This window comes from Nonomuraea rosea (genome assembly GCF_039539705.1).
GTDB lineage: Bacteria > Actinomycetota > Actinomycetes > Streptosporangiales > Streptosporangiaceae > Nonomuraea > Nonomuraea rosea.
The window spans coordinates 64,453-84,572 of the sequence record NZ_BAABDQ010000028.1 but is presented as its reverse complement, the minus strand read 5'-3'; the positions used below and the strand labels follow the sequence as shown (position 1 = coordinate 84,572).

Annotated in this window: 18 protein-coding genes; 10 read left to right on the top strand and 8 right to left on the bottom strand. The window is 71.6% G+C overall.

Going from position 1 to position 20,120, the window contains the following annotated elements; genetic code table 11:
- Window positions 1–32: 32 nt before the first annotated feature.
- Window positions 33–1,133, top strand: a complete 1,101-nt coding sequence (gene rlmN / locus ABEA43_RS44780; RefSeq protein WP_345572090.1) for a dual-specificity RNA methyltransferase RlmN — start codon at window positions 33–35, stop codon at window positions 1,131–1,133.
- Window positions 1,134–1,268: 135 nt separating this feature from the next.
- Here rlmN and ABEA43_RS44775 read toward each other — a convergent pair whose 3' ends face one another.
- Genes ABEA43_RS44775 through ABEA43_RS44765 form a run of 3 tightly spaced genes read right to left on the bottom strand, consistent with a single transcriptional unit; the run spans window position 1,269 to window position 3,430 of the window.
- A complete protein-coding gene (locus ABEA43_RS44775) occupies window positions 1,269–1,982 on the bottom strand; it encodes an SGNH/GDSL hydrolase family protein (RefSeq protein ID WP_345572088.1) in 714 nt (237 codons plus the stop codon).
- 36 nt (window positions 1,983–2,018) lie between these two features.
- Complete coding sequence (locus ABEA43_RS44770; RefSeq protein WP_345572086.1) at window positions 2,019–2,687, bottom strand: hypothetical protein; 669 nt, start codon at window positions 2,685–2,687, stop codon at window positions 2,019–2,021.
- Window positions 2,684–3,430, bottom strand: a complete 747-nt coding sequence (locus ABEA43_RS44765; RefSeq protein WP_345572085.1) for an ABC transporter ATP-binding protein — start codon at window positions 3,428–3,430, stop codon at window positions 2,684–2,686. The genes ABEA43_RS44770 and ABEA43_RS44765 overlap by 4 nt, the downstream gene beginning before the upstream one ends.
- Before the next feature lie 138 nt (window positions 3,431–3,568).
- On the opposite strand from ABEA43_RS44765, the gene ABEA43_RS44760 reads away from it, so the two are divergent.
- Window positions 3,569–4,069: a DivIVA domain-containing protein gene (locus tag ABEA43_RS44760; RefSeq protein WP_345572083.1), complete on the top strand. Its 501-nt coding sequence runs from the start codon at window positions 3,569–3,571 to the stop codon at window positions 4,067–4,069.
- A 179-nt stretch (window positions 4,070–4,248) separates the two neighbouring features.
- On the opposite strand, the gene ABEA43_RS44755 is transcribed toward ABEA43_RS44760, so the two are convergent.
- The 5 genes from ABEA43_RS44755 to iolC all read right to left on the bottom strand — a co-directional run bounded on the left by ABEA43_RS44755 (window position 4,249) and on the right by iolC (window position 9,824).
- Window positions 4,249–5,241, bottom strand: coding sequence for an AI-2E family transporter (locus ABEA43_RS44755; protein WP_345572081.1), 993 nt, complete (start codon window positions 5,239–5,241; stop codon window positions 4,249–4,251).
- Between the two features lie 62 nt (window positions 5,242–5,303).
- Window positions 5,304–7,151: a 3D-(3,5/4)-trihydroxycyclohexane-1,2-dione acylhydrolase (decyclizing) gene (gene iolD, locus ABEA43_RS44750; RefSeq protein ID WP_345572079.1), complete on the bottom strand. Its 1,848-nt coding sequence runs from the start codon at window positions 7,149–7,151 to the stop codon at window positions 5,304–5,306.
- Window positions 7,148–7,987, bottom strand: a complete 840-nt coding sequence (iolB, locus tag ABEA43_RS44745) for a 5-deoxy-glucuronate isomerase (RefSeq protein WP_345572077.1) — start codon at window positions 7,985–7,987, stop codon at window positions 7,148–7,150. Before iolB ends, iolD begins: the two co-directional genes overlap by 4 nt.
- Entirely contained in the window at window positions 7,984–8,880 is an 897-nt protein-coding gene (locus ABEA43_RS44740; RefSeq protein ID WP_345572231.1) for a Cgl0159 family (beta/alpha)8-fold protein, read from the bottom strand. The genes iolB and ABEA43_RS44740 overlap by 4 nt, the downstream gene beginning before the upstream one ends.
- Window positions 8,881–8,885: 5 nt before the next feature.
- A complete protein-coding gene (gene iolC, locus ABEA43_RS44735; protein ID WP_345572074.1) occupies window positions 8,886–9,824 on the bottom strand; it encodes a 5-dehydro-2-deoxygluconokinase in 939 nt (312 codons plus the stop codon).
- Between the two features lie 176 nt (window positions 9,825–10,000).
- On the opposite strand from iolC, the gene ABEA43_RS44730 reads away from it, so the two are divergent.
- The 8 genes from ABEA43_RS44730 to ABEA43_RS44695 are packed head-to-tail and all read left to right on the top strand — an operon-like array spanning window position 10,001 to window position 20,113.
- A complete protein-coding gene (locus ABEA43_RS44730) occupies window positions 10,001–11,371 on the top strand; it encodes an extracellular solute-binding protein (protein WP_345572072.1) in 1,371 nt (456 codons plus the stop codon).
- Window positions 11,346–12,284: a carbohydrate ABC transporter permease gene (locus ABEA43_RS44725; protein WP_345572070.1), complete on the top strand. Its 939-nt coding sequence runs from the start codon at window positions 11,346–11,348 to the stop codon at window positions 12,282–12,284. The genes ABEA43_RS44730 and ABEA43_RS44725 overlap by 26 nt, the downstream gene beginning before the upstream one ends.
- Window positions 12,281–13,099, top strand: a complete 819-nt coding sequence (locus ABEA43_RS44720) for a carbohydrate ABC transporter permease (protein ID WP_345572069.1) — start codon at window positions 12,281–12,283, stop codon at window positions 13,097–13,099. The genes ABEA43_RS44725 and ABEA43_RS44720 overlap by 4 nt, the downstream gene beginning before the upstream one ends.
- Entirely contained in the window at window positions 13,099–14,163 is a 1,065-nt protein-coding gene (locus tag ABEA43_RS44715; protein WP_345572067.1) for an ABC transporter ATP-binding protein, read from the top strand. The genes ABEA43_RS44720 and ABEA43_RS44715 overlap by 1 nt, the downstream gene beginning before the upstream one ends.
- A complete protein-coding gene (locus ABEA43_RS44710) occupies window positions 14,160–15,335 on the top strand; it encodes a CehA/McbA family metallohydrolase (protein WP_345572065.1) in 1,176 nt (391 codons plus the stop codon). The genes ABEA43_RS44715 and ABEA43_RS44710 overlap by 4 nt, the downstream gene beginning before the upstream one ends.
- A gap of 40 nt (window positions 15,336–15,375) precedes the next feature.
- A complete protein-coding gene (locus ABEA43_RS44705) occupies window positions 15,376–16,281 on the top strand; it encodes a TIM barrel protein (RefSeq protein WP_345572063.1) in 906 nt (301 codons plus the stop codon).
- Complete coding sequence (locus tag ABEA43_RS44700) at window positions 16,278–17,375, top strand: Gfo/Idh/MocA family protein (RefSeq protein WP_345572061.1); 1,098 nt, start codon at window positions 16,278–16,280, stop codon at window positions 17,373–17,375. Before ABEA43_RS44705 ends, ABEA43_RS44700 begins: the two co-directional genes overlap by 4 nt.
- Entirely contained in the window at window positions 17,372–20,113 is a 2,742-nt protein-coding gene (locus tag ABEA43_RS44695) for a glycoside hydrolase family 38 N-terminal domain-containing protein (RefSeq protein ID WP_345572060.1), read from the top strand. The genes ABEA43_RS44700 and ABEA43_RS44695 overlap by 4 nt, the downstream gene beginning before the upstream one ends.
- Window positions 20,114–20,120 lie beyond the last annotated feature (7 nt).

Sequence of the window (20,120 nt, the reverse complement as noted above, 5' to 3'; positions counted from 1 at the left end):
TGGTCCACAACCCTTCAAGCAAAGGCAGGAACGTGTCCCAGCCCCCAGGTCAGCTCACCTTCGTCGCGCCCCGGCGGGCCAAGCCCGCACGGCATCTGGCCGACCTGTCGATGGCCGACCGGCGGGCCGCGGTGACCGAGCTGGGCGAGAAGGCGTTCCGCGCCGACCAGCTCTCCCGCCACTACTTCGAGCGCCTCACCACCGACGTGGGCGCGATGACGGACCTGCCCGCGGCCTCTCGTGAGAAGCTCTCCGCGCTGCTGCCCAGCCTGCTCACGCCGGTCAAGGAGCAGACCACCGACGGCGGCACCACCCGTAAGACGCTGTGGCGGCTGTTCGACGGGGCGCTGGTCGAGTCGGTGCTGATGCGTTATCCCGATCGCGTCACGATCTGCGTGTCGTCACAGGCCGGCTGCGGCATGAACTGCCCGTTCTGCGCCACGGGACAGGCGGGCCTGACCCGCAACATGTCCACCGCGGAGATCGTCGAGCAGGTCGTCTCCGGCGCTCGCGCGCTGGCGGCCGGCGAGGTGCCCGGTGGGCCCGCCCGGGTGAACAACGTCGTGTTCATGGGGATGGGCGAGCCGCTGGCCAACTACAAGCAGGTGATCGGCGCGGTCCGCCGCATGGTGGAGCCGGCGCCGGACGGGCTGGGCATCTCCGCCCGCGGCGTCACCGTGTCCACCGTGGGTCTCGTGCCCGCCATCGGCAAGCTCGCCGACGAGGGGCTGCCCGTCACGCTGGCGCTGTCCCTGCACGCGCCGGACGACGAGCTGCGTGACACGCTGGTGCCGATCAACACGCGGTGGAAGGTCTCGGAGGTCCTCGACGCCGCCTGGGCGTACGCGGCCAGGACCAAGCGGCGGGTCTCGATCGAGTACGCCCTGATCAAGGACATCAACGACCAGGAGTGGCGGGCCGACCTGCTCGGCAAGCTGATCAAGAACAAGCTGGTGCACGTCAACCTGATCCCGCTCAACCCCACGCCCGGCTCCAAGTGGACGGCGTCGCGGCCGGAGGACGAGCGGGCGTTCGTGCGGCGGCTGGAGCTCCACGGCGTGCCGGTGACGGTCCGCGACACGCGCGGACGCGAGATCGACGGCGCCTGCGGCCAGCTCGCCGCCGCGGAGTAACAAGCAGGCCCCTAGGCCGAGCGGGCGCGCAACGGGCAGCCTCCCAGTTCGGGCGGGTAGCGGGCAGCCCGCCGGATCGGGCGGGCAGCAGGCAGCCCCCAGGCCGAGCGGGCGAGGAGCGGGAGGCCCCGGAGGTCAGTGCGGGGCGATCGAGCGGGCGGAGAACGCCTCGATCAGGTCGGCGACCATCGCGGCGCCCCGCCCGTTCAGGTGGACGGTGTCCGTGGTGAGCTGCAGGCCGCGGCTCCTGGAGATGGCGTCCAGGCGGCGGCCGAGCAGGAAGTGCTGCATCGCCGCGGTCTGGGCCAGCCGCCCCTCCGCCCGGTAGTGGGTGCCGGGCGTCCTGCCCTGCTCCTCCAAGTACGCGGTCATCCGCTCGTTGAGCGGCAGGTACGCCACCCCCTGATCCGCCGCCACCTCCCGGACGACCGCACTGTACGAGGCGGCCCGCCGTACCGGCTCCGAGCCGAGATCCTCGCCGATGACCGGCAGGGAGAGCAGCCCCACCCTGGCCATCGTCTCGTCCTGGAGGCGCTTGGCGATGGCGGTGAGGTTCGCGGCGTACTCCGCGGTGCTGGGAGGCGTGGCAAGGCCCCAGCGCTTGTGCAGCGTCCTGGCGAGCTTCGGGTTGAGCGTGGAGTTCGCGTCGTTCGTCCCGATCAGTACGGTCACCACGTCCGGGTCCTGCCCGATGACGTCGTCGAGCCGCTTGAGCGTCTGAGCCGAGACCTCGTAGTTGACGCCGGAGTTGAGCACGGTCACCCCGGGCAGCCGCGCCCGGAGCAGAGCCACGTAGTCGGCACTCACTTGGCCGCGCGTGATGCTGTCACCGATGCAGATGAGTTTCACCGACGCCTCCTCAAGGGTGGGTGAGCGCTCACTAACCTACACCCTGCGCCGGCGCCACAGATAGGCGGCCAGCCCCGCCAGGCACCAGGCCAGCGAGATGGCGGCGAGCGGCGGGACCTGGGTGAGCAGCTGACCGTCGTTCGCGGCCTTCATCCACGGGATGAGCGGGACGGTGAGCCAGTACAGGGACGAGGCGCTGAGCAGCAGCATCACCATGAAGCCGAGGAGCAGGGCCATGATCGACACGGCCGGGGACGGCAGGATCACGCGGCTGGTGAGGGCGCCCAGCACGGTTCCGGTCAGCGCGGCCACGCCGTACAGGAGGAGGGAGGCGGCCAGCACGCCCGGCTGCGGCGTCTGGCTCACGCCGAGCAGCAGCGCCCAGCCCAGGCCGAGCGCCGCGATCACGGCACACGCCGCGAACGCCGCCATCAGCCCCGCGGCCACCTCCTTGCCCCGGCCGCCCGCCTGGATCGCGGACATCTCGCGCTGCCGGTCGGGCTCGGTGTCGAGGAGGCTTCTGGCGGCCCAGGCCAGGACGGGGATGAGCAGGATGGCGCCGTCCGTGAGCACGCTGGCCTCAGCGCCTCTCGGGGCCCGGCTGCCGTGCACGATCGCGAGCACCGCCAAGGTGAGCAGGAGCGCCTGGTAGACGCGGTGCGAACGGATGTAGGCGGCCACGCGGAAGACGGCCAGGGCGATCATCCGGTCTCCTCGATCTCGCGGGCCCGGTAGCCCTCGCCGCGCATCCTGGCGAGGAAGCGGGGCAGCTCGGCCGCGGGTAACGTGACCGCCACGACCGCTTCCTGGCGCCCTCCTGCCCGAGGGGCGGTCTCCGGCTCCTGAAGGGCCTCTGAGCTCTCCTTGAGCCGTCCGTCGACCATCGACCACTGGCGGAGCCCGGGCAGGCCGCGCAGGCCGCCCTGGTGGTCGCTGGCGATGACGATGCCGCCCCGCGCCCCGATCTCCATGGCGATCGAGGGCAGCGTGTCGCGGGTGTCGGCGTCGAGCCCGGCGAACGGCTCGTCCAGGATCAGCAGGCCCGGGTCGGCCATCAGCGCCTGGGTCAGGCCGACCTTGTGCGCGCTGCCCTTCGACAGCTCGCCGAGCGGCAGGGCCAGGAGGTGGCCCATGTTCAGGCGCTCGGCCCACGGCTCCCAGCGGGCTCCGCCGCGTACGCGGGCCATGTGGCGCAGGTACGCCGTCACCGTGAACGGCTGGGCCGAGGGAAAGCGGTCGGGGGCGAAGCCGACGACCGCCGGGCGGTCGGCGATCGTCCCGATCGTCGGCTCGGCGAGACCTGCCAGGAGGCGGAGCAGGGTTGATTTGCCCGCCCCGTTCGCCCCGGTCAGCTCGATCACGTCGCCGGGGACGAGCCGGGCATCGGCTTCCTGGATGACGAACGGATCACGCTTTCGATAGCGGAAGGAGATTTGAGACAGACGCATGGTGCTGCCACGCTAGCCGTCAGGTCGCATGGTCGTGATAAAGGGCGTCACAATGGAGGTACCCCTCAGCACGTTTCAAAAGGAGTGAGCTTGAACCGCTTTCCGCGCGTCATGGGTATGCGTTCAGGCTATGACCCCATGGAGGTCGACGCCCTGATCGGGCGGATCGAGGCCACCCTGGGCCGGGGCTCGCGCGCCATGGAGCCCGTCACCGCCGACGACGTCCGCGGCGCCACGTTCCGCGCCAGACGCGGCGGCTACCAGGAGACCGCGGTCGACTTCGCGCTGGAGGCGTTCGTGGTGGCGCTGGAGACCCTGGCCAACCGGCCCATCCGCCTGGCCATGGCCGAGCCCACCGGCGACATGCTGCGCGAGGAGTGGTTCGAGACCCAGGCGGCCCGCGTCGAGCGGGTGGCCTTCCGTCCCGGCCGCATGGGCACCGGCTACAACGAGGACGAGATCGACTCCTTCCTCGACCGGATCGTGGCCACCCTGCGCGGCACGACCGACTATCCCGTGACGGCCAAGGACGTGCGCGGGGCCAAGTTCTCGACCGTGCTGATCAGGTCGGGCTACCTCATCGCGGACGTGGACTCCTTCCTGGCAGGCATCGCGGACGTGCTGGAGCAGCGCCACTAAGTGCGAGCTGGTGGACGCGAGCGCGGCTTCGACCTGATCGCCCTGCACCGCCACGGCGTCGATCGGGCGCGAGCCCTCAAACCGAGCATTCCGGCCGAGTCCGACGCATCCCGATCAGGCACGAGCTGGAGCTGGAGCGCACGCTCTGACCGTCCCGGAGTCCGGGCACGAGCTGGAGCTCATGCTCTGACCGTCCCGGGAGTCCTGCGGAGCAGAGCGACGATCACCGAGGCCACCGGCGCGGCGAGAAAGGCGCCGGTGATGCCGGCGACCACGCTGCCCACCGTGATCGCGACCAGGATCACCGCCCCCGGCAGGTCCAGCGCCTTGCCGTAGATCTGCGGCGCGAGCACGTGCCCCTCGATCTGCTGCACCGCCACGGTCACCGCGACCACGATCAGCGCCACCAGCCAGCCCTTGGCCACGAGTGCCACCACCGCCGCGAGCAGCCCGGCCATGAACGCCCCCACCACCGGCAGGAACGCGCCGACGAACGTCAGCACCGCCAGCGGCAGCGCGATCGGCACCCCCAGGATCCACAGCGCGATCCCGATGAAGAACCCGTCCACCGCCCCCACGATCGCGATCCCGCGGATGTAGCGGCCGATCACCGAGTAGATCAGGTGACCGGCCTCGGAGATGCGCGCCCTGGCCGCGACGGGCGCGAGGTCCACGAGCCAGCGGAAGAGCCGGTCGCCGCCGTGCACGAAGTAGATCGACAGGATGACCGCCAGCACGGCCCCGACCACGATCTCGCCGACCGTCCTGACCCCGGCCAGGGCCCCGCTGGTGATCTGCCGGCCCTGGCCGGCCAGGTAGTCCCTGGCCTGCGCGACGAGCTGCTGGTCGTCGAGCCCGAACCTGGCGGTCAGGTTGTGCAGGTCGTCGAGCACCTTGCCGACGCTGGAGCGCAGCTCGGCCAGGCTGTTCACGGTGGGCGGCACCAGCAGCGCGATCAGCGCCGCGGCCAGCAGGAGGCCGGCCGTGAAGACGATCGCGGTGGCCGCCGCGCGGTTCAGCCCGCGCGAGCGCAGCCAGTGGGCCGGTGGCAGCAGCAGCGCCGTGATGAACACGCCGATGACGAGGGAGATGGCCACCGTCCACACGTGGTAGAGGCAGAACAGGGCCACCGCGATGACCGCGACCCAGCCGACCACCCGCCACGGTCTCATCCGATCCCCCCAGATCATGCCTGGTCAGAGGGGTTCCCACAGGTGATCGGCGGCAACCCTGATCAGCCGGGCGGGCTGAGGTGCGGACGCTGCGAGCGCTTGTTCGCCTCGTACGTCTCCCGCGCCGCGTAGGTCGCGCTCGTCGTGCCCACCTGGGCCACGGGCACGTCCCACCACGCCTCGGAGGAGGGCGCGTCGTCGGCCATGGGGTCGGTGCGCACGTAGATCACCGTGGTCTCCCTGGCCGTGCGGGCCGTGTCGAGCGCCTTGCGCAGCTCCGAGATCGACTCGGGGCGCAGCACGGACGCGCCGAGGCTGGCCGCGTTGGCGGCCAGGTCCACCGGCAGCGGCCCGCCGTCACGATGCCGGTACGCGGTCCCGAGCCGCTCGGCGCCGACGCTCTCCGACAGGCGGCCGATGGAGGCGAAGCCCGAGTTGTCCACCAGGACGACGACCAGCTTGATCCCTTCGGAGAACGCCGTCACCAGCTCCTGGGCCATCATCAGGTACGAGCCGTCGCCCACCATGACGAACACCTCGCGCTCAGGGGCGGCCATCTTGACCCCCAGGCCGCCGGCGATCTCATAGCCCATGCACGAGTAGCCGTACTCGACGTGGTAGCTGCCCGGGCCGCTCGGCCGCCACAGTTTGTGCAGGTCGCCGGGCATCGACCCGGCCGCGCACACGACCACGCCGTCGGCGCCCGCTGCCGCGTTGACCGCGCCGATCACCGCGGACTGCGGCAGCGGCGAGCCGTCGAGCCCGTACGCCGTGTCCACGGCCGCGTCCCAGACCCCGGTCAGCTCGGCGGCCCGCTCGCGGTAGGCGGCCGGTGTGCCCCAGCCCGCGCACGCCTCGCTCAGGTCCGCCAGCGCCTCGCGGGCGTCGGCGACCAGTTGCAGGCCGGACAGCTTGGCGGCGTCGAAGCCGGTGACGTTGATGTTCGCGAACCGGGCGTCGGGCGCGAAGATGGTCCTGGAGGCCGTGGTGAAGTCGCTGTAGCGGGTGCCGACGCCGATGATCACGTCGGCCTCGCGGGCCAGCGCGTTGGCGGCCGTGGTGCCGGTGGCGCCGATCGCGCCGACGGCGAGCGGGTGCCCGTGGGGCAGCGCGCCCTTGCCCGCCTGCGTCTCGGCCACCGGGACGCCGTGCGTCTCGGCGAAGATCCTGAGCTGCTCGGTGGCCTCGCCGTAGATGGTCCCGCCGCCCGCGACGATCAGCGGGCGGGCCGCCGACCTGATCAGCTCGGCGGCCCTGGTCAGGGCCGCCCGCTCGGGGCGCGGACGGGGAATGTGCCAGACGCGGTGCGCGAACAGCTCGTCCGGCCAGTCGAACGCCTCCGCCTGCACGTCCTGCGGCAGCGCCAGCGTCACCGCGCCGGTCTCGGCCGGGTCGGTGAGCACCCGCATGGCGGCCAGGAGCGCGGACGGGAGCTGCTCGGGACGGTTGATCCGGTCCCAGAAGCGGGAGACCGGCTTGAAGCAGTCGTTGACGGAGATGTCGTAGGAGCGCTGGTCCTCCAGCTCCTGGAGCACGGGGCCGGCCACGCGGGTGGAGAAGATGTCGCCGGGCAGCAGCAGCACGGGCAGCCGGTTGATCGTCGCGCCCGCCGCACCCGTGATCATGTTGGTCGCGCCGGGGCCGATCGAGGTGGTGCAGGCCAGGGTGGACAGCCGGTTGCTGGCCCGGGCGTAGGCGGCGGCGGTGTGCACCATCGCCTGTTCGTTGCGGCTCAGGTGGTAGGGCAGGTCCTCCGTCGAGGTGGCCAGCGCCTGGCCGAGCCCGGCGACGTTGCCGTGGCCGAAGATGCCGCAGCAGCCGCCGATGAGCCGGTGCTCCACGCCGTCGCGCTCGGTCCACTGGCCGGCCAGGAAGCGCACGACGGCCTGGGCGACGGTCAACCGGGTCATGATGTCCTCCCGAACGGCAGTCTGGGGTCGGTGGGCTGGTCTTCCCAGGAGGAGCGGATCCAGGCGTGGCGGGGATCGTCGCAGAACGCCATCGAACGCTGCTCCGCCGGGCCCGCCAGCACGTTCAGGTAGTAGAGGTCGTAGCCGGGCGCGGCCATGGACGGGCCGTGGTAACCGTACGGGACCAGGACCACGTCACCCGAGGAGACCTCGGCCAGGGTGTCGATCTGGCCGCCTTCCGAGGAGTAGACGCGCTGGTAGCCGAGGCCCTGGGCGGCCACCTCGAAGTAGTAGATCTCCTCCAGCACGGCCTCGCCCGGGTTGGGGGTGTCGTGCTTGTGCGGCGGATAGGAGGACCAGTTGCCGCCCGGCGTGAGGACCTCCACGGCCATGAGCTTGTCGCACTCGAAGACGCCGGGGGCGCAGAAGTTGTTCACCTGGCGGCTGGCCTGGCCGGCGCCCCTGAACTCGACGGGGACCTCGGCGGCGGTGACGTGGCGGGGCGGCAGGGCACGGGTGGCGCGGGCCGAGGGCAGCGCGATCCGGCCGGTCCCCTCCAGGGTCACCTGCGTAGAAATCGGGATATAGGCGAAATCGGAGGGGCCGTCGAAGACCGACGCGCGGCCCGCCAGCTCGTACGTCGCTCCGGGCAGCGTGACCGAGCACGACCCCGCCAGCGGCAGGACGAGCACCTCTTCCTCGCCCGTCAGGAACGACACCGGCTCACCGGCCAGGTCCACGACCCGCAGCCCCGAGTACGTCCAGCCGGCCAGGGAGGGCGTGATCTCGACCGCCCAGGGGGCGTTGGCGGCCTTGCCGTACGGAAGGTGTGTCATGCGCGGACCTCTCGAACCAGGGCGGCGGCGCCGTCTACGGCGGTTGCCACGTCGTCGTCCGGAGGGTAGAGCAGGGCGCGCCCGACGACGAGCCCCCGCACGCCCGGCAGGCTCAGCGCGCGGTGCCAGTCGGCGAAGGCGGCGTCGATGTCGGGCGGGTCGCCGCCGAGCAGCAGGGCGGGCAGCGTGGTGGCGGCCATCACCCGCTCCATCTCCGGCACGGCGGGGATCTTGAGCCAGGTGTAGGCCGAGGTGACGCCGAGCGCCTGGGCGATGCTGATCGACCGGATCACCGCCTCGGGGGACAGGTCGTTGCGCACCGCCCCCGACTCCGAGCGCTGCGACCAGAACGGCTCCACCATGGCCACCAGCCGACGGCGGGCCAGGTCCGTGACCGCGCGGGCGCACGACTCGAGCGTGGCCACCGTCGCGTGGTCGCCGGGGTCGATGCGGCAGAGCATCTTGCCGCCGTCCAGCCGCATCGCGTCGATCGAGGCCGCGTCGAAGCCGGTGAAGCGGTCGTCCAGCTCGAACACCGAGCCCTGCAGGCCGCCCCTGTTCATGGAGCCGAAGGCCAGCTTGCCTTCGAGCGCGCCCAGCAGCAGCAGGTCCTCCAGCACGTCCGGCGCGGCCAGGATGCCGTCCACGCCCGGCCTGGCCAGCGCCGCCTGGAGCCGGTCGAGCAGGTCGGTGCGGCTGGCCATGGCCAGCGGCCGGTCGCGGACGCCCAGCGAGCCGCGCGCGGGATGGTCGGCGGCGATGATCAGCAGCCGCTCGCCCTCGACCGGCAGCCCGCGCCGCTCGCGTCGCGCCGCGGCCGCGGCGATCTCCTCCGGCCTGGTGGCGCGGATGTGGGTGAGCCGCTCGTAACCGGTGGTCCTGGGCAGCGTCATGTCAGTCAAGAACGCACTCCGTTCAGCAGGTCCTCGACCTCCGCCGTGGACGGCATGGCATCGGCGCAGGCCAGGCGGGCGGCGACGAACGCGCCCGCCGCGTTGGCGAAGCGGATCGTGCGCTCCAGGGGCCAGCCGCGCAGCAGCCCGAGGCAGATCGCGCCGCCGAACGCGTCGCCCGCTCCGATCCCGTTGACCACCTTCACCTCCACCGGCTCCACCAAGGCGCTCTCCTCAGAGGTACGCGCGAAAACCCCTTCAGGGCCCATTTTCACGATGGCCACCTGGACGCCCGCGTCCAGCAGCGCCTGGGCGGCGGCCTCCGGATCGCGTACGCCGACCGCGGTCTCCACCTCGTCCAGGTTGCCGACGGCCACGTTCGCGTACGGCAGCGCCCCGCGCACGGCGGCCTGGGCCGCCTCGGGCGACTCCCACAGCATCGGCCGCCAGTCCAGGTCGAACACCGTCCAGCCGGTCTTCCGCGCGGAAAGGGCCGCGGCGTGGGCGGCGGCGCTGGGCTCCTGGCTCAGGCCGGTCAGCGAGAACCAGAACACGCTCGCCGCGCCGATGGCCTCCAGGTCCAGGAGTGAGGGCGTGATCTGCAGATCGGGCGGGTGCTCGCCGCGGTAGAAGTAGAGCGGGAAATGGTCGGGAGGGAAGATCTCGCAGAACGTGACGGGCGTCGGCGGCCCTTCGACGGTGCTCACGTAGGCGTCGTCCACACCGAACCCGCGGATCGCGCGCCTGACGAACTCGCCGAAGGGGTCGGCCCCCACGCCCGTGATCACCGCGGAGCGCAGCCCGTGCCGTGCCGCGGCCACGGCGACGTTCGTCGGGCTGCCACCGAGGAACTTGCCGAAGGTCTCGACGTCGGCCAGGCCGACGCCGGTCTGCAGCGGGTAGACGTCGACGCCGCAGCGGCCGATCGTGATCAGATCGTACAAAGCACCTCCAGGGCTAACTTCCACACTATGGCATATTGTCATGACATTCGGATGTCCGCTATGTTACCTATTATGGCCGGGCCTTTACGTCATATGAATGTCATGACATATTGGCCACTGGCTCCTCCCCTTTAAGGACACGTCGGAGGGTTTGCATGGCTTTGCGGAAACGGTCTATGGGTGTGGTCGCGGTCCTCGCCGCGGCCGGGCTGGGGCTCGCCGCCTGCGGCCAGTCGTCCGGCGGGGGTGGCGGCGACGCCATCGAGCTGACGATCGCCCAGAACGCCATCGCGGGCGGCAAGAACGCCGCCGCCGCGAACTTCATCGCGAACTGGGTGATTCCCAAGTTCGAGGCGGCGCAGAAGGCGAAGGGCAAGAACGTCACGGTCAAGTTCGTCCCCAGCGGCGTCGACGACGAACAGTACAAGACCAAGCTCTCCCTCGACCTCAAGTCAGGCAAGGGCGCGGACGTGATCGACATCGACGGCATCTGGGCCGGCGAGTTCGCCGAGGCGGGCTATCTCAAGCCTCTGCCGGACCTGATCGGGGCCGAGGCCGAGAGCTGGGACGGCTGGTCCCAGATCCCTGAGGCCGTCCAGGGCATGACGGAGTTCAACGGTAAGAAGTACGCCCTGCCCGTCGGCACCGACGGCCGGGTCCTCTACTTCAACAAGACGCTCTTCCAGAAGGCCGGGCTCCCCGCCGACTGGCAGCCGAAGAGCTGGCAGGAGATCCTCGACGCCGGGACCAAGCTGAAGTCCTCGGGCGTGCCCGTGCCGATCCAGATCAACGCCGGCACCGCGATGGGCGAGGCCACCGCGATGCAGGGCGTGCTGCCGCTGCTCGCGGGCGCGGGCGGCGAGGTGCAGAAGGACGGCAAGTGGACCGGCGCCGCGCAGCCGCTGAAGGACGCGCTCGGCTTCTACCAGAAGATCTACGGCGGTGGCCTCGGCGATCCCAAGCTGCAGCAGGAGGCCAAGGGGCGCGACAAGTCGTTCCAGCAGTTCGCCCAGGGCAAGATCGGCATCCTGATGGAGGGCGACTACTTCTGGCGCGGCGTGGTCAACCCCAAGGAGGGCGTGGCCAAGATGGACGACCGTGACCAGGTCGTCGGCTACGCCATGATCCCGGCCATGGAGCCCGGCAAGGGCCTGCGCGGCCAGGACTTCGTCAGCATGTCCGGCGGCGCCCTGCGTACCGTGAACCCCAACAGCAAGCACCCGAAGGAGGCCTTCGAGCTGGCGGCCTTCACGCTCTCGCCCGAGGCGCTGAAGGAGGAGACCAAGGACGGCAACGTCCGCGTGACGCCGCGTACCGACGTCAACAAGGAGATCCTCGCCGGTGAGCCGCTGCTGACGTTCATCTCGGAGAAGGTGCTGCCGCTGACGGCCTACCGGCCGCCGGTCGCGCTCTACCCGCAGGTGTCGGTGGCGCTGCAGGAGGCGACCGCCGCGGTCGTGGGCGGCACCGCGCCCGACCAGGCGGCGGCCGACTATCAGAAGAAGCTCGAAGGAATCGCCGGTGGCGCAGGCAATATCGCCTCCTGAGGCCCCCGAGTCGGCCGGAGAGGCCGGGCCCGCCCGCCGCTACAGCTCGGACGCGGCGGGCCTGGGCAGGCTGCGGGCCGGGGCCTTCGCCGCGCCCGCCCTGCTGCTCATCGCGATCTTCCTGGTCTTCCCCGCGCTGTGGGTGCTCTATCTCGGGCTCACCAACTACCGGCTGACCGGGGCCGCCGCCGCGGAGCCGCAGTTCGTCGGGCTGGACAACCTCCTCGGCGCGGTGTCGAACCCCGAATTCTGGAGCTCGACCTGGCTGACCACGCAGTTCGTGCTCGGCTCGGCCGTCATCGGCCAGGTCGGGCTCGGCTTCACCATCGCGTGGCTGCTGCGCGACCGGCGCGGCCCGCTGAAGCGGCTGGTGGAGGGCCTGGTCATCCTGGCCTGGATCCTGCCGAGCGCCGTGGTGTCGTTCCTGTGGGTGGCGCTGCTCGACCGCGACGGCGGCACGCTCAACGCGCTGCTCGGCATCCCCGGCTTCGCCTGGCTGCTGGACCACCCCATGCTGTCGATCGTCGTGTTCAACACCTGGCGCGGCACCGCGTTCTCGATGATGTTGTACGGCGCCGCGCTCGGGAACGTGCCGCCCTCCCACCTGGAGAGCGCCCGCCTGGCCGGGGCCTCCGGCTGGCAGCAGCTCAGGGACGTGGTCTTCCCGCACATCCGCGGCCACATCCTGACGAACCTGCTGCTCATCAGCCTGTGGACGTTCAACGACTTCACCCCCTTCCTGCTCACCGCGGGCGGCCCCGACGGCAAGTCCGAGGTGCTGGCCGTGCACGTGTACAAGGTGGCGCTGCAGAGCGGCGAGCTGGGCTACGGCGCGGCCGTGTCCACGATCATCCTGTTGATCAACCTGGTCGTGGCGGTGTTCTACCTGCGGCTGCTCCGGAGCAAGAAATGACGCGCTTCGTCCTGGGCCGGATCGGCTTCTACACGCTGATCGCGGTGCTGCTGGCCTTCTTCACGATCCCGCTGCTGTGGCTGGTGACGGCGCCGTTCACCTCGGACCCCACCTACGAGGTCTCGGTGCCCGACTTCACCTTGGACAACTTCCTGGCGGTCCTGGATCACCCGTACGCGCTGCCGTCGCTGTGGAACTCGGTGGTGCTGTCGGTGGGGACGGCCGTGCTGGTGGTGGCGCTGGCGGCGCTGGCCGCGTACGCGCTGAGCCGGGTGCGGCTGCCCGGCCGGGACGCCCTGTTGTACGCGTTGCTGCTGCTGTCGTCGATCATCACGGGGACGGCGGCCATGGTGCCGTTGTTCCAGCTCGCGGTGGAGCTGAACCTCATCGACTCGCAGCTCGGCGTGATCCTCATCCTGACCGGCGGCCTGCTGCCCGCGGCGATCTTCATGCTGAAGGACTTCATGGACTCCACGCCGCAGTCCTATGAGGAGTCGGCCAGGGTGTTCGGGGCCACGCCGCTGCAGATCGTGCGGCACGTGGTGGTGCCCCTGGTACGCCCAGGGCTGGCCACGATCGGGGTCTGGGCCGTGGCCAACGTGTGGGGGAACTTCCTGATGCCGTACCTGCTGCTGAGCGACGTCGAGAAGCAGCCGGCGGCGGTGATCACGTACACGCTGTACACCGAGGGCGGCCAGGCCAACCTCAGCATGCTGTCCACGTTCGGCCTGCTCTACTCGGTTCCCGTGGTGCTCATGTACCTGTTCGTCAGCAAGAAGTATGGCTTCCGCTTCCACGGAGGGATCAAGCGTTAATGGCCGCCATCGAACTACGCGGGCTGACCAAGGTCTATCCCGGCGGGGTGAAAGCCCTCGACGCGCTCGACCTGGCCGTACCCGACGGCGAGTTCTTCGCCCTGCTCGGCCCCTCCGGCTGCGGCAAGACCACGCTGCTGCGCACGATCGCCGGGCTGGAGACCGCCACGGGCGGGTCCGTGGTGATCGGCGGCCGCGACGTGACCGGGGTGCAGCCGGGCGGCCGGGACATCGCGATGGTCTTCCAGGACTACGCGTTGTTCCCGCACATGGACGTCACGGACAACATCGCCTACCCGCTGCGGATCAAGAAGGTCGCCAAGGGGGCGCGCCGCGACAAGGCCCTGGAGGTGGGGACGCGGCTGGGGCTCGACCAGCTCATGGACCGGCGGCCCGGCCAGCTCTCCGGCGGGCAGCAGCAGCGGGTGGCCCTGGCCAGGGTGATGGCCACGCAGGCGCAGGCGTTCCTGTTCGACGAGCCGCTGTCCAACCTGGACGCCAGGCTCCGGCTCGAAGCGCGTACGTTCCTGAAGAAGCTCCAGCGCGAGCTGGGCGTCACCACCGTCTTCGTCACGCACGACCAGGCGGAGGCGCTGGCCATGGCCGACAGGATGGCCGTCATGGAGGCCGGGCACATCCGGCAGATCGGTACACCGGCCGAGGTGTTCCAGCGGCCCGCGAACACGTTCGTGGCCGGGTTCATCGGCTCGACGCCCATGAACCTGCTGGACGGGGCCGTACGAGGTGACACGCTGGACGTGGCAGGGTGCAAGGTCGCCGTCCCGGCCTCGGCCGAGGGACGGCTGTCCGACGGGGAGCGGATCGTGTACGGCGTGCGGCCCGAGTACATGGCCTACTCCGCCGAGCCCGCGGAGGGCGCGCTGGGCGGGAAGGTGGTCATCATGGAGAACCTGGGCGCGTCCCACCTGGTGACGCTCGACGTCAACGACGTGAGCGTGCAGGCCGTCGTGCCCGAGGGCAGCGAGCCCGGGATCGGCGACGAGGGCTTCGCGCTGCCCAGGCGTGACCGTGCCCTGGTCTACCGGGACGGAGAGCTGGTGTGAGCCGCTGGAGTCTGGACGACCGGCTGGAGCGGATCCTGCGGGAGGTCCCGTTCGAGGTGCCCGCGGGCGCCGCGGCCGTGACCGTCAAGCTGGCGTACGACAGGTCGCAGGGCGTGATCGACCTCGGGTGCGGCGCGCCGGACGGGTTCCGCGGCTGGTCGGGCGGCGCGCGCGACGAGTACACGATCACCGCGGACTGGGCGACCCCCGGCTACCTGCCGGGCGAGCCCGAATCGGGCACCTGGCACGTGTGGCTGCGCCTGCACCGGATCCCGCCGCAGGGGCTCGACTACACGCTGGAGATCACGACGGAGACCGTCGCGCCGCCGGAGCCGGTCGTCGCCGAGCCGCCGCACGGGGAGCGACCGCCGCGCCGCGACCTGCCCGATGTGGACGGCCTGCGGTGGTTCGCCGGGGACTTCCACGCCCACACCGTGCACAGCGACGGCAGCCTGACCATCGCCGAGCTGGCCGAGCTGGCCCACGGGCGCGGGCTCGACTTCCTGGCCGTCACCGACCACAACACAGTCAGCCACCATCCCCACCTGGCGAAGATCGGACGCGACATCACGCTCATCCCCGGCCAGGAGGTCACCACCGACCGGGGCCACGCGAACGTGTTCGGCGAGGTCGGCTGGGTGGACTTCCGCCGGCCCGCGGACTCGTGGGCCGAGCACGCCGAGCGCGCGGGCGGCCTGATCTCCATCAACCACCCGCTCGGCGGCGACTGCGCCTGGCTGCTGCCGATCAGCCGCCGGCCCCGGGTCGCCGAGGTCTGGAGCTCCGGCTGGTGGGACCGCCGCTGGGGCGCGCCGCTGGCCTGGGCCGACGCCTGGCGGGACGATGTGATCGCGATCGGCGGCAGCGACTTCCACCGCTCCGGCTCCGACGGGCTGCCCGGGTCGCCCACGACCTGGGTGCTGGCCGAGGACACGAGCGCGGTGCTGGACGGCGTGCGGGCCGGGCGCACCGCCGTCTCCACGGACCCCGACGGGCCGCTGCTGGTCAGGCTGGGTGACGAGCTGCTGGCGCTGGACGCCGACGGCCTCGTGCTGGTCCGGCCGGACGGCGAGCGGCAGGTGGTGCGCGGCACGCGTGTGCTGCTGCGCGCCGGGGCGGGACGGCACCGGCTGGAGACGTACGAGAACGAGGTCATCGCCCTATGCGAGTGAGCATCCGGGCGAGCGAGCCGCTGAGGAACGGAGTCAAGCCATGAGCACTCGCGTGAGGAAAGTCGCCAACGCCCCCGTGAGCTTCGGCGTGTTCGAGCTCAGCGACGCGCCGCCGCCCCTGAGCGCGGACGAGATGGTCCGCGCGCTGTCCGAGGCCGGCTACGAGGGCATCGACTCCGGGCCGATCGGCTACCTGGGCACCGGCTCCGAGCTGGCCGGCCGCCTGGCGGCGAACGGCCTGCTGCTCGCGGGCGGCTGGGTGGACCTGCGTTTCGAGGACGCTGAGGCGTTCGCGTACGGGCTGCCCGCGCTGGAGGCCGCGCTGGAGGTGTTCGCCGCCGCGCCCCAGGCGCCGGAAGGGCTCGGACCGCGGCCCACGCTGGCCTGCCCGGGGACGGCCGAGCGGTTCGCGCGGCCGGGCGGGAGCGCTCCTGGGCTGCCCGCGTCCGAGTGGCCCGCCTTCGCCGCCCGCGTGCAGGAGGCGGCCGGCCGGTGCCGCGAGCGCGGGTTCGAGCCCGCCTTCCACCACCACCTCGGCACCTTCGTCGAGACGCCGGAGGACGTGGAGCGGCTGCTGGAGCTGACCGACGTGCAGCTCTGCCTCGACACCGGGCACCTGCTGCTGGCCGGGGGAGACCCCGTGACCGCGCTGCGCGAGTGGTCGGGCAGGGTCGGGCACGTCCACATCAAGGACGGCGACACCAAGATCCTGGCCGCCGCCCTCGCCGACGGCTCCGACCTGCGTGAGCTCATGGGCCGCGGCGGGTTCGCCCGGCTCGGCGAGGGTGAGCTGGACCTGCCCGCGGTGATCCGCACGCTCGACGACATCGGCTACGCGGGCTGGATCATCATCGAGCAGGACACCCTGCCCGGCCGCCGCACCGTCGCCCAGAACATCGCCGACCAGGCCGCCAACCGCCAGAAGCTGAAGGACTTGGGACTGTGAAACTCGCTCTTGTGGGGTGCGGCGCCGTCACGCAGGCGGTCTACGTGCCGCTGCTGTCCAGGCGCCGCGACCTGTTCGAGGTGACGGCCGTCTGTGACCTGTCGCGCACGCTCGCCGACGCCGTGGGCGACCGGCTGGGCACGGCCAGGCGGTACACGGAGCTGGCGGAGCTGCTCGCCGACGGCGGTTTCGACGCGGTCGTCATGCTGTTCTCCGGCTCGCACGGCGAGGCCGTGCGCCAGGCGCTGGCCGCCGGGTACGCCGTGCTGTGCGAGAAGCCGCTCGCGCTGACCAGGGCGGAGGTGGCGGCGCTGCCCGAGGGGCGGCTGATGGTCGGCTACATGAAGCAGTACGACCCGGCCGTGCGCCGGGCCGAGGAGCTGCTGGCCGAGCTGGGCGGCCCGGAGGCGGTCAGGTCGGTCGAGGTGACCGTGCTGCACCCGAGCGGGGAGTCGCAGCTGGCTTTCGCGAACCTGACGCAGGCGCGCGACGTGGACCCGGAGCTGCTCGGCTCGCTGCGGGGGGCTGAGCGGGCGCTCGTCTCGCGGGCGCTGGGGGAGACGGCCACGGACGTGGTACGGAATGTGTACGGGGTATCGCTCGGCTCGATCTGCCACGATTTGTCGCTCTTGAGGCGCTTTACCGGGTCGCCTGCCGAAATTTCGTACGTTGACGCCTGGGGGCCCGCGCCCGGGTCCATCGAGATCTCCGGGCCGCTGCCGGTCGCGGGCAGGTTCGCGATCCGCTGGCACTACCTGGAGGATTATCCGGCCTACCGCGAGACCGTCGTCATCCACCACGACCGGGGCTCGCTGGAGCTGGTCTTCCCCTCGCCCTACCTGATGAACGCGCCCACGACGCTCACCGTGGTCTCCGGGGTCTCCGGTGTCTTCGGATCGGGGAGCCGTAACGAATGGCGTGACGTGACTGAGGCATTCGAGGTACAGCTCGCCGCCTTCCATGCTTTCGTGAACGATGGCAAGCCGCCGCTCACGGGCGCGAGCGGCGCCCTGGAGGACATCGTGACGGCCCAGCGGATCGCCGCCCGCTACGCCGTACAGCATGGACTGCCCATTGGAGGGGAAGCAGCGTGAGCACGGAGATCGTCGTCGTACCGCACACACACTGGGACAGGGAGTGGTACGAGCCGTTCCAGCGCTTCCGGCTGCGCCTGGTGGCGCTGCTGGACGAGGTGCTCGACACGATGGAACGCGAGCCCGGCTACCACTTCACCCTCGACGGGCAGCTCGCCTGCGTGGACGACTACCTGGAGGTGCGGCCGGAGAACCGCGACCGCATCGCCGCCCTCGTCGAGTCCGGGCGGCTGGCGGTGGGGCCGTGGCAGATCCTGCTGGATGAGTTCCTGTGCTCGGGCGAGAACATCGTGCGCAACCTGGAGCTCGGCATGGACCGGGCGGACAAGCTCGGCGGCGCGATGCCGGTGGGCTACCTGCCGGACATGTTCGGGCACACGGCGCAGATGCCGCAGATCCTGCGCAAGGCCGGGCTGCTGCACGCCTGCGTCTATCGCGGGGTGCCGTCCTCGGTGACCACCGACGCCTTCGCCTGGGTCGCGCCCGACGGGACGGCGCTGCGTACGCAGTACCTGCCGGCGGGCGGCTACGGCAACGGGGCGCACCTGTTCCACGACGCTGCGGGGCTGGCGGGGCGGGCGGCGGCGTTCGTCGCGACGATGCGCGAGTGGCACGGGCCCGAAGGGTCGCTGCTGGCGATGTACGGGACCGACCATTCCGCGCCGGTCCGAGGATTGCCGGAGATGGTGTCGGCGATCGGCGCCCGCATGGACACCTTGTCCGGATATATCGGGGCTTATTCGGGTGATGTGGCGGGGCTCCCGCGCGTCACCGGCGAGCTGCGCTCCCACGCGCGGGCCAACATCCTGCCCGGCGTCATCTCCGTCCGCGCCCACGTCAAGCAGGCGATGGGCCGCGCCGAGCGGATGGTCGAACGCTACGCCGAGCCGCTGGCCACCCTCTGGGGCCGCGAATGGCCGGGACGCTTCCTGGACATGGCGTGGTGGCGGCTGGTGGACGCCAGCGGCCACGACTCGGTGACCGGCTGCGGGGTGGACGACACCGCCCAGCAGGTGGCCGCCCGGATCGCGGAGGCCGAGCAGCTCGGTCAGGCCGTGCGCGACATGGTGACCGCGCACCTGGCGGCGTCCGTACCGGCTGACGGGGTGCTCGTGGTCAACCCGACGCCCGCCACCCGGCGCGGCGTCGTGATCGTGGACGTCGCGGGGAACGACCCGCTGGTCGACCCGGCTCGCGCGGCGGTGCCCACGCAGCCGCTGGAGTACGCGCCCACGCTGCTGCTCGACGAGGAGATGGACCCGGCGACGGCGCTGACCTTCGTGCACGGGACCGAGCTGTACGGGCAGCACATCACGAACTGGTCGGTCGAGGACGGGACGCTGACGTTCACGGTGGCGCGGGAGACCTCGGCCGCCTTCGACGTGGACGACCTGCGCGGGGCCGTGGCCGGCGTGACGCGCGTACGCATCCTCGCCGAGCCGCGCCGCACGGTCGCGGCCATGGTCGAGGTGCCGCCGCTGGGCCACACCAGCCTGCGGACCGCGTCGCACGCCAAGGTGTTCGGCGACCGGCCTGCCGCCGGCCGCCTGCCCCTGGAGCACGACCCGTCCTGCTGGCTCAGCTCGGACTCGGCGACCCTGCCGGTGCGGGGCGACGAGCGGGTGCTGGACAACGGGCTGCTGCGGGTCGTGATCGCGGCCGACGGGACGCTGACGCTGGTGGGCCAGGACGGGACGACGGTCACGGGCGCCGGTCGCATCGTGGACGGCGGTGACGTGGGCGACACCTACAACTACGCGCCGCCCGCCGGCGATCTGCTGGTGTCCGAGCCCGTGTCGGTCGAGAGCGAGCTGGTCTGCTCCGGCCCGCTGGTGGCGGCGGTGGACGTGCGGCGCACGTACCTGTGGCCGGCGGCGGGCGACGGCGTCGAGGGCTCGCCCGAGCTGCCCGCCGCCGCCCGCAGCGGGCGGATGGAGGAGATCGTCGTCACCACCCGCGTGGAGCTGCGCGCGGGCGAGCCGTACGTCCGGCTGCACGTCGAGTTCGACAACCGCTGCGCGGACCACCGGGTGCGCCTGCACGTGCCGCTGCCCGCCGCGGCGGAGCAGTCGCACGCCGAGGGGCAGTTCGCGGTCGTGACACGCGGGCTGACGTCGGAGGGCGGCTGCGGCGAGACGCCCCTGCCCACCTTCCCCGCCTCCTCGTGGGTGGCGGCCGGCGGGGTGGCGGCGCTGCTGGAGCACGTGACGGAGTACGAGCTGGCGGACGGGGAGCTGGCGCTCACGCTGCTGCGCTCGGTCGGCTACCTCTCGCGCAACCGCAACGCCCTGCGCCCCGAGCCCGCGGGGCCGCAACTGCCCACCCCGGCCGCCCAGTCGCGCGGGCTGCGCTCGGTGAGCCTGGCCCTGATGCCGTACGGGGAGTCGTGGCAGGAGGTGGTGCCGCACGCGGAGACGTTCCGCCACGACCTGCTGGTGCTGCCCGGCCAGGGCGATCGCGACCTGCTGGCGCTGCCGCAGCCCGGCCACGGCCTGTCGGTGACGGGGGCGGGGGTGGTGATGACCTCGCTCAGGATGCGGGACGAGTGGCAGGAGCTCCGCGTGGTGGCCCTGACCCCTGCGGGCACGGAGGCGGTCATCGAGGGCACGTTCAGCCAGGCCCGGCACGCCGACCTGCGCGGACGCCCCGGCGCACCGATCCCGGTGACGGACGGAACGATCCGCCTGCCACTGAACGCCTGGGAGATCGCCACGATCCAGTTGGCAAACGCTGAGTAATGACTAG

What these genes read in the sequence shown, in the direction of transcription:
- ABEA43_RS44770 (WP_345572086.1), bottom strand. Translation starts at nt 2,687, where the DNA reads ATGATCGCCCTGGCCGTCTTCCGCGTGGCCGCCTACATCCGTTCGCAC.
- iolB (WP_345572077.1), bottom strand. Translation starts at nt 7,987, where the DNA reads ATGACACACCTTCCGTACGGCAAGGCCGCCAACGCCCCCTGGGCGGTC.
- ABEA43_RS44760 (WP_345572083.1), top strand. Translation starts at nt 3,569, where the DNA reads ATGGAGGTCGACGCCCTGATCGGGCGGATCGAGGCCACCCTGGGCCGG.
- ABEA43_RS44715 (WP_345572067.1), top strand. Translation starts at nt 13,099, where the DNA reads ATGGCCGCCATCGAACTACGCGGGCTGACCAAGGTCTATCCCGGCGGG.
- ABEA43_RS44705 (WP_345572063.1), top strand. Translation starts at nt 15,376, where the DNA reads ATGAGCACTCGCGTGAGGAAAGTCGCCAACGCCCCCGTGAGCTTCGGC.
- ABEA43_RS44720 (WP_345572069.1), top strand. Translation starts at nt 12,281, where the DNA reads ATGACGCGCTTCGTCCTGGGCCGGATCGGCTTCTACACGCTGATCGCG.
- ABEA43_RS44740 (WP_345572231.1), bottom strand. Translation starts at nt 8,880, where the DNA reads ATGACGCTGCCCAGGACCACCGGTTACGAGCGGCTCACCCACATCCGC.
- iolD (WP_345572079.1), bottom strand. Translation starts at nt 7,151, where the DNA reads ATGACCCGGTTGACCGTCGCCCAGGCCGTCGTGCGCTTCCTGGCCGGC.
- ABEA43_RS44755 (WP_345572081.1), bottom strand. Translation starts at nt 5,241, where the DNA reads ATGAGACCGTGGCGGGTGGTCGGCTGGGTCGCGGTCATCGCGGTGGCC.
- ABEA43_RS44765 (WP_345572085.1), bottom strand. Translation starts at nt 3,430, where the DNA reads ATGCGTCTGTCTCAAATCTCCTTCCGCTATCGAAAGCGTGATCCGTTC.
- ABEA43_RS44730 (WP_345572072.1), top strand. Translation starts at nt 10,001, where the DNA reads ATGGGTGTGGTCGCGGTCCTCGCCGCGGCCGGGCTGGGGCTCGCCGCC.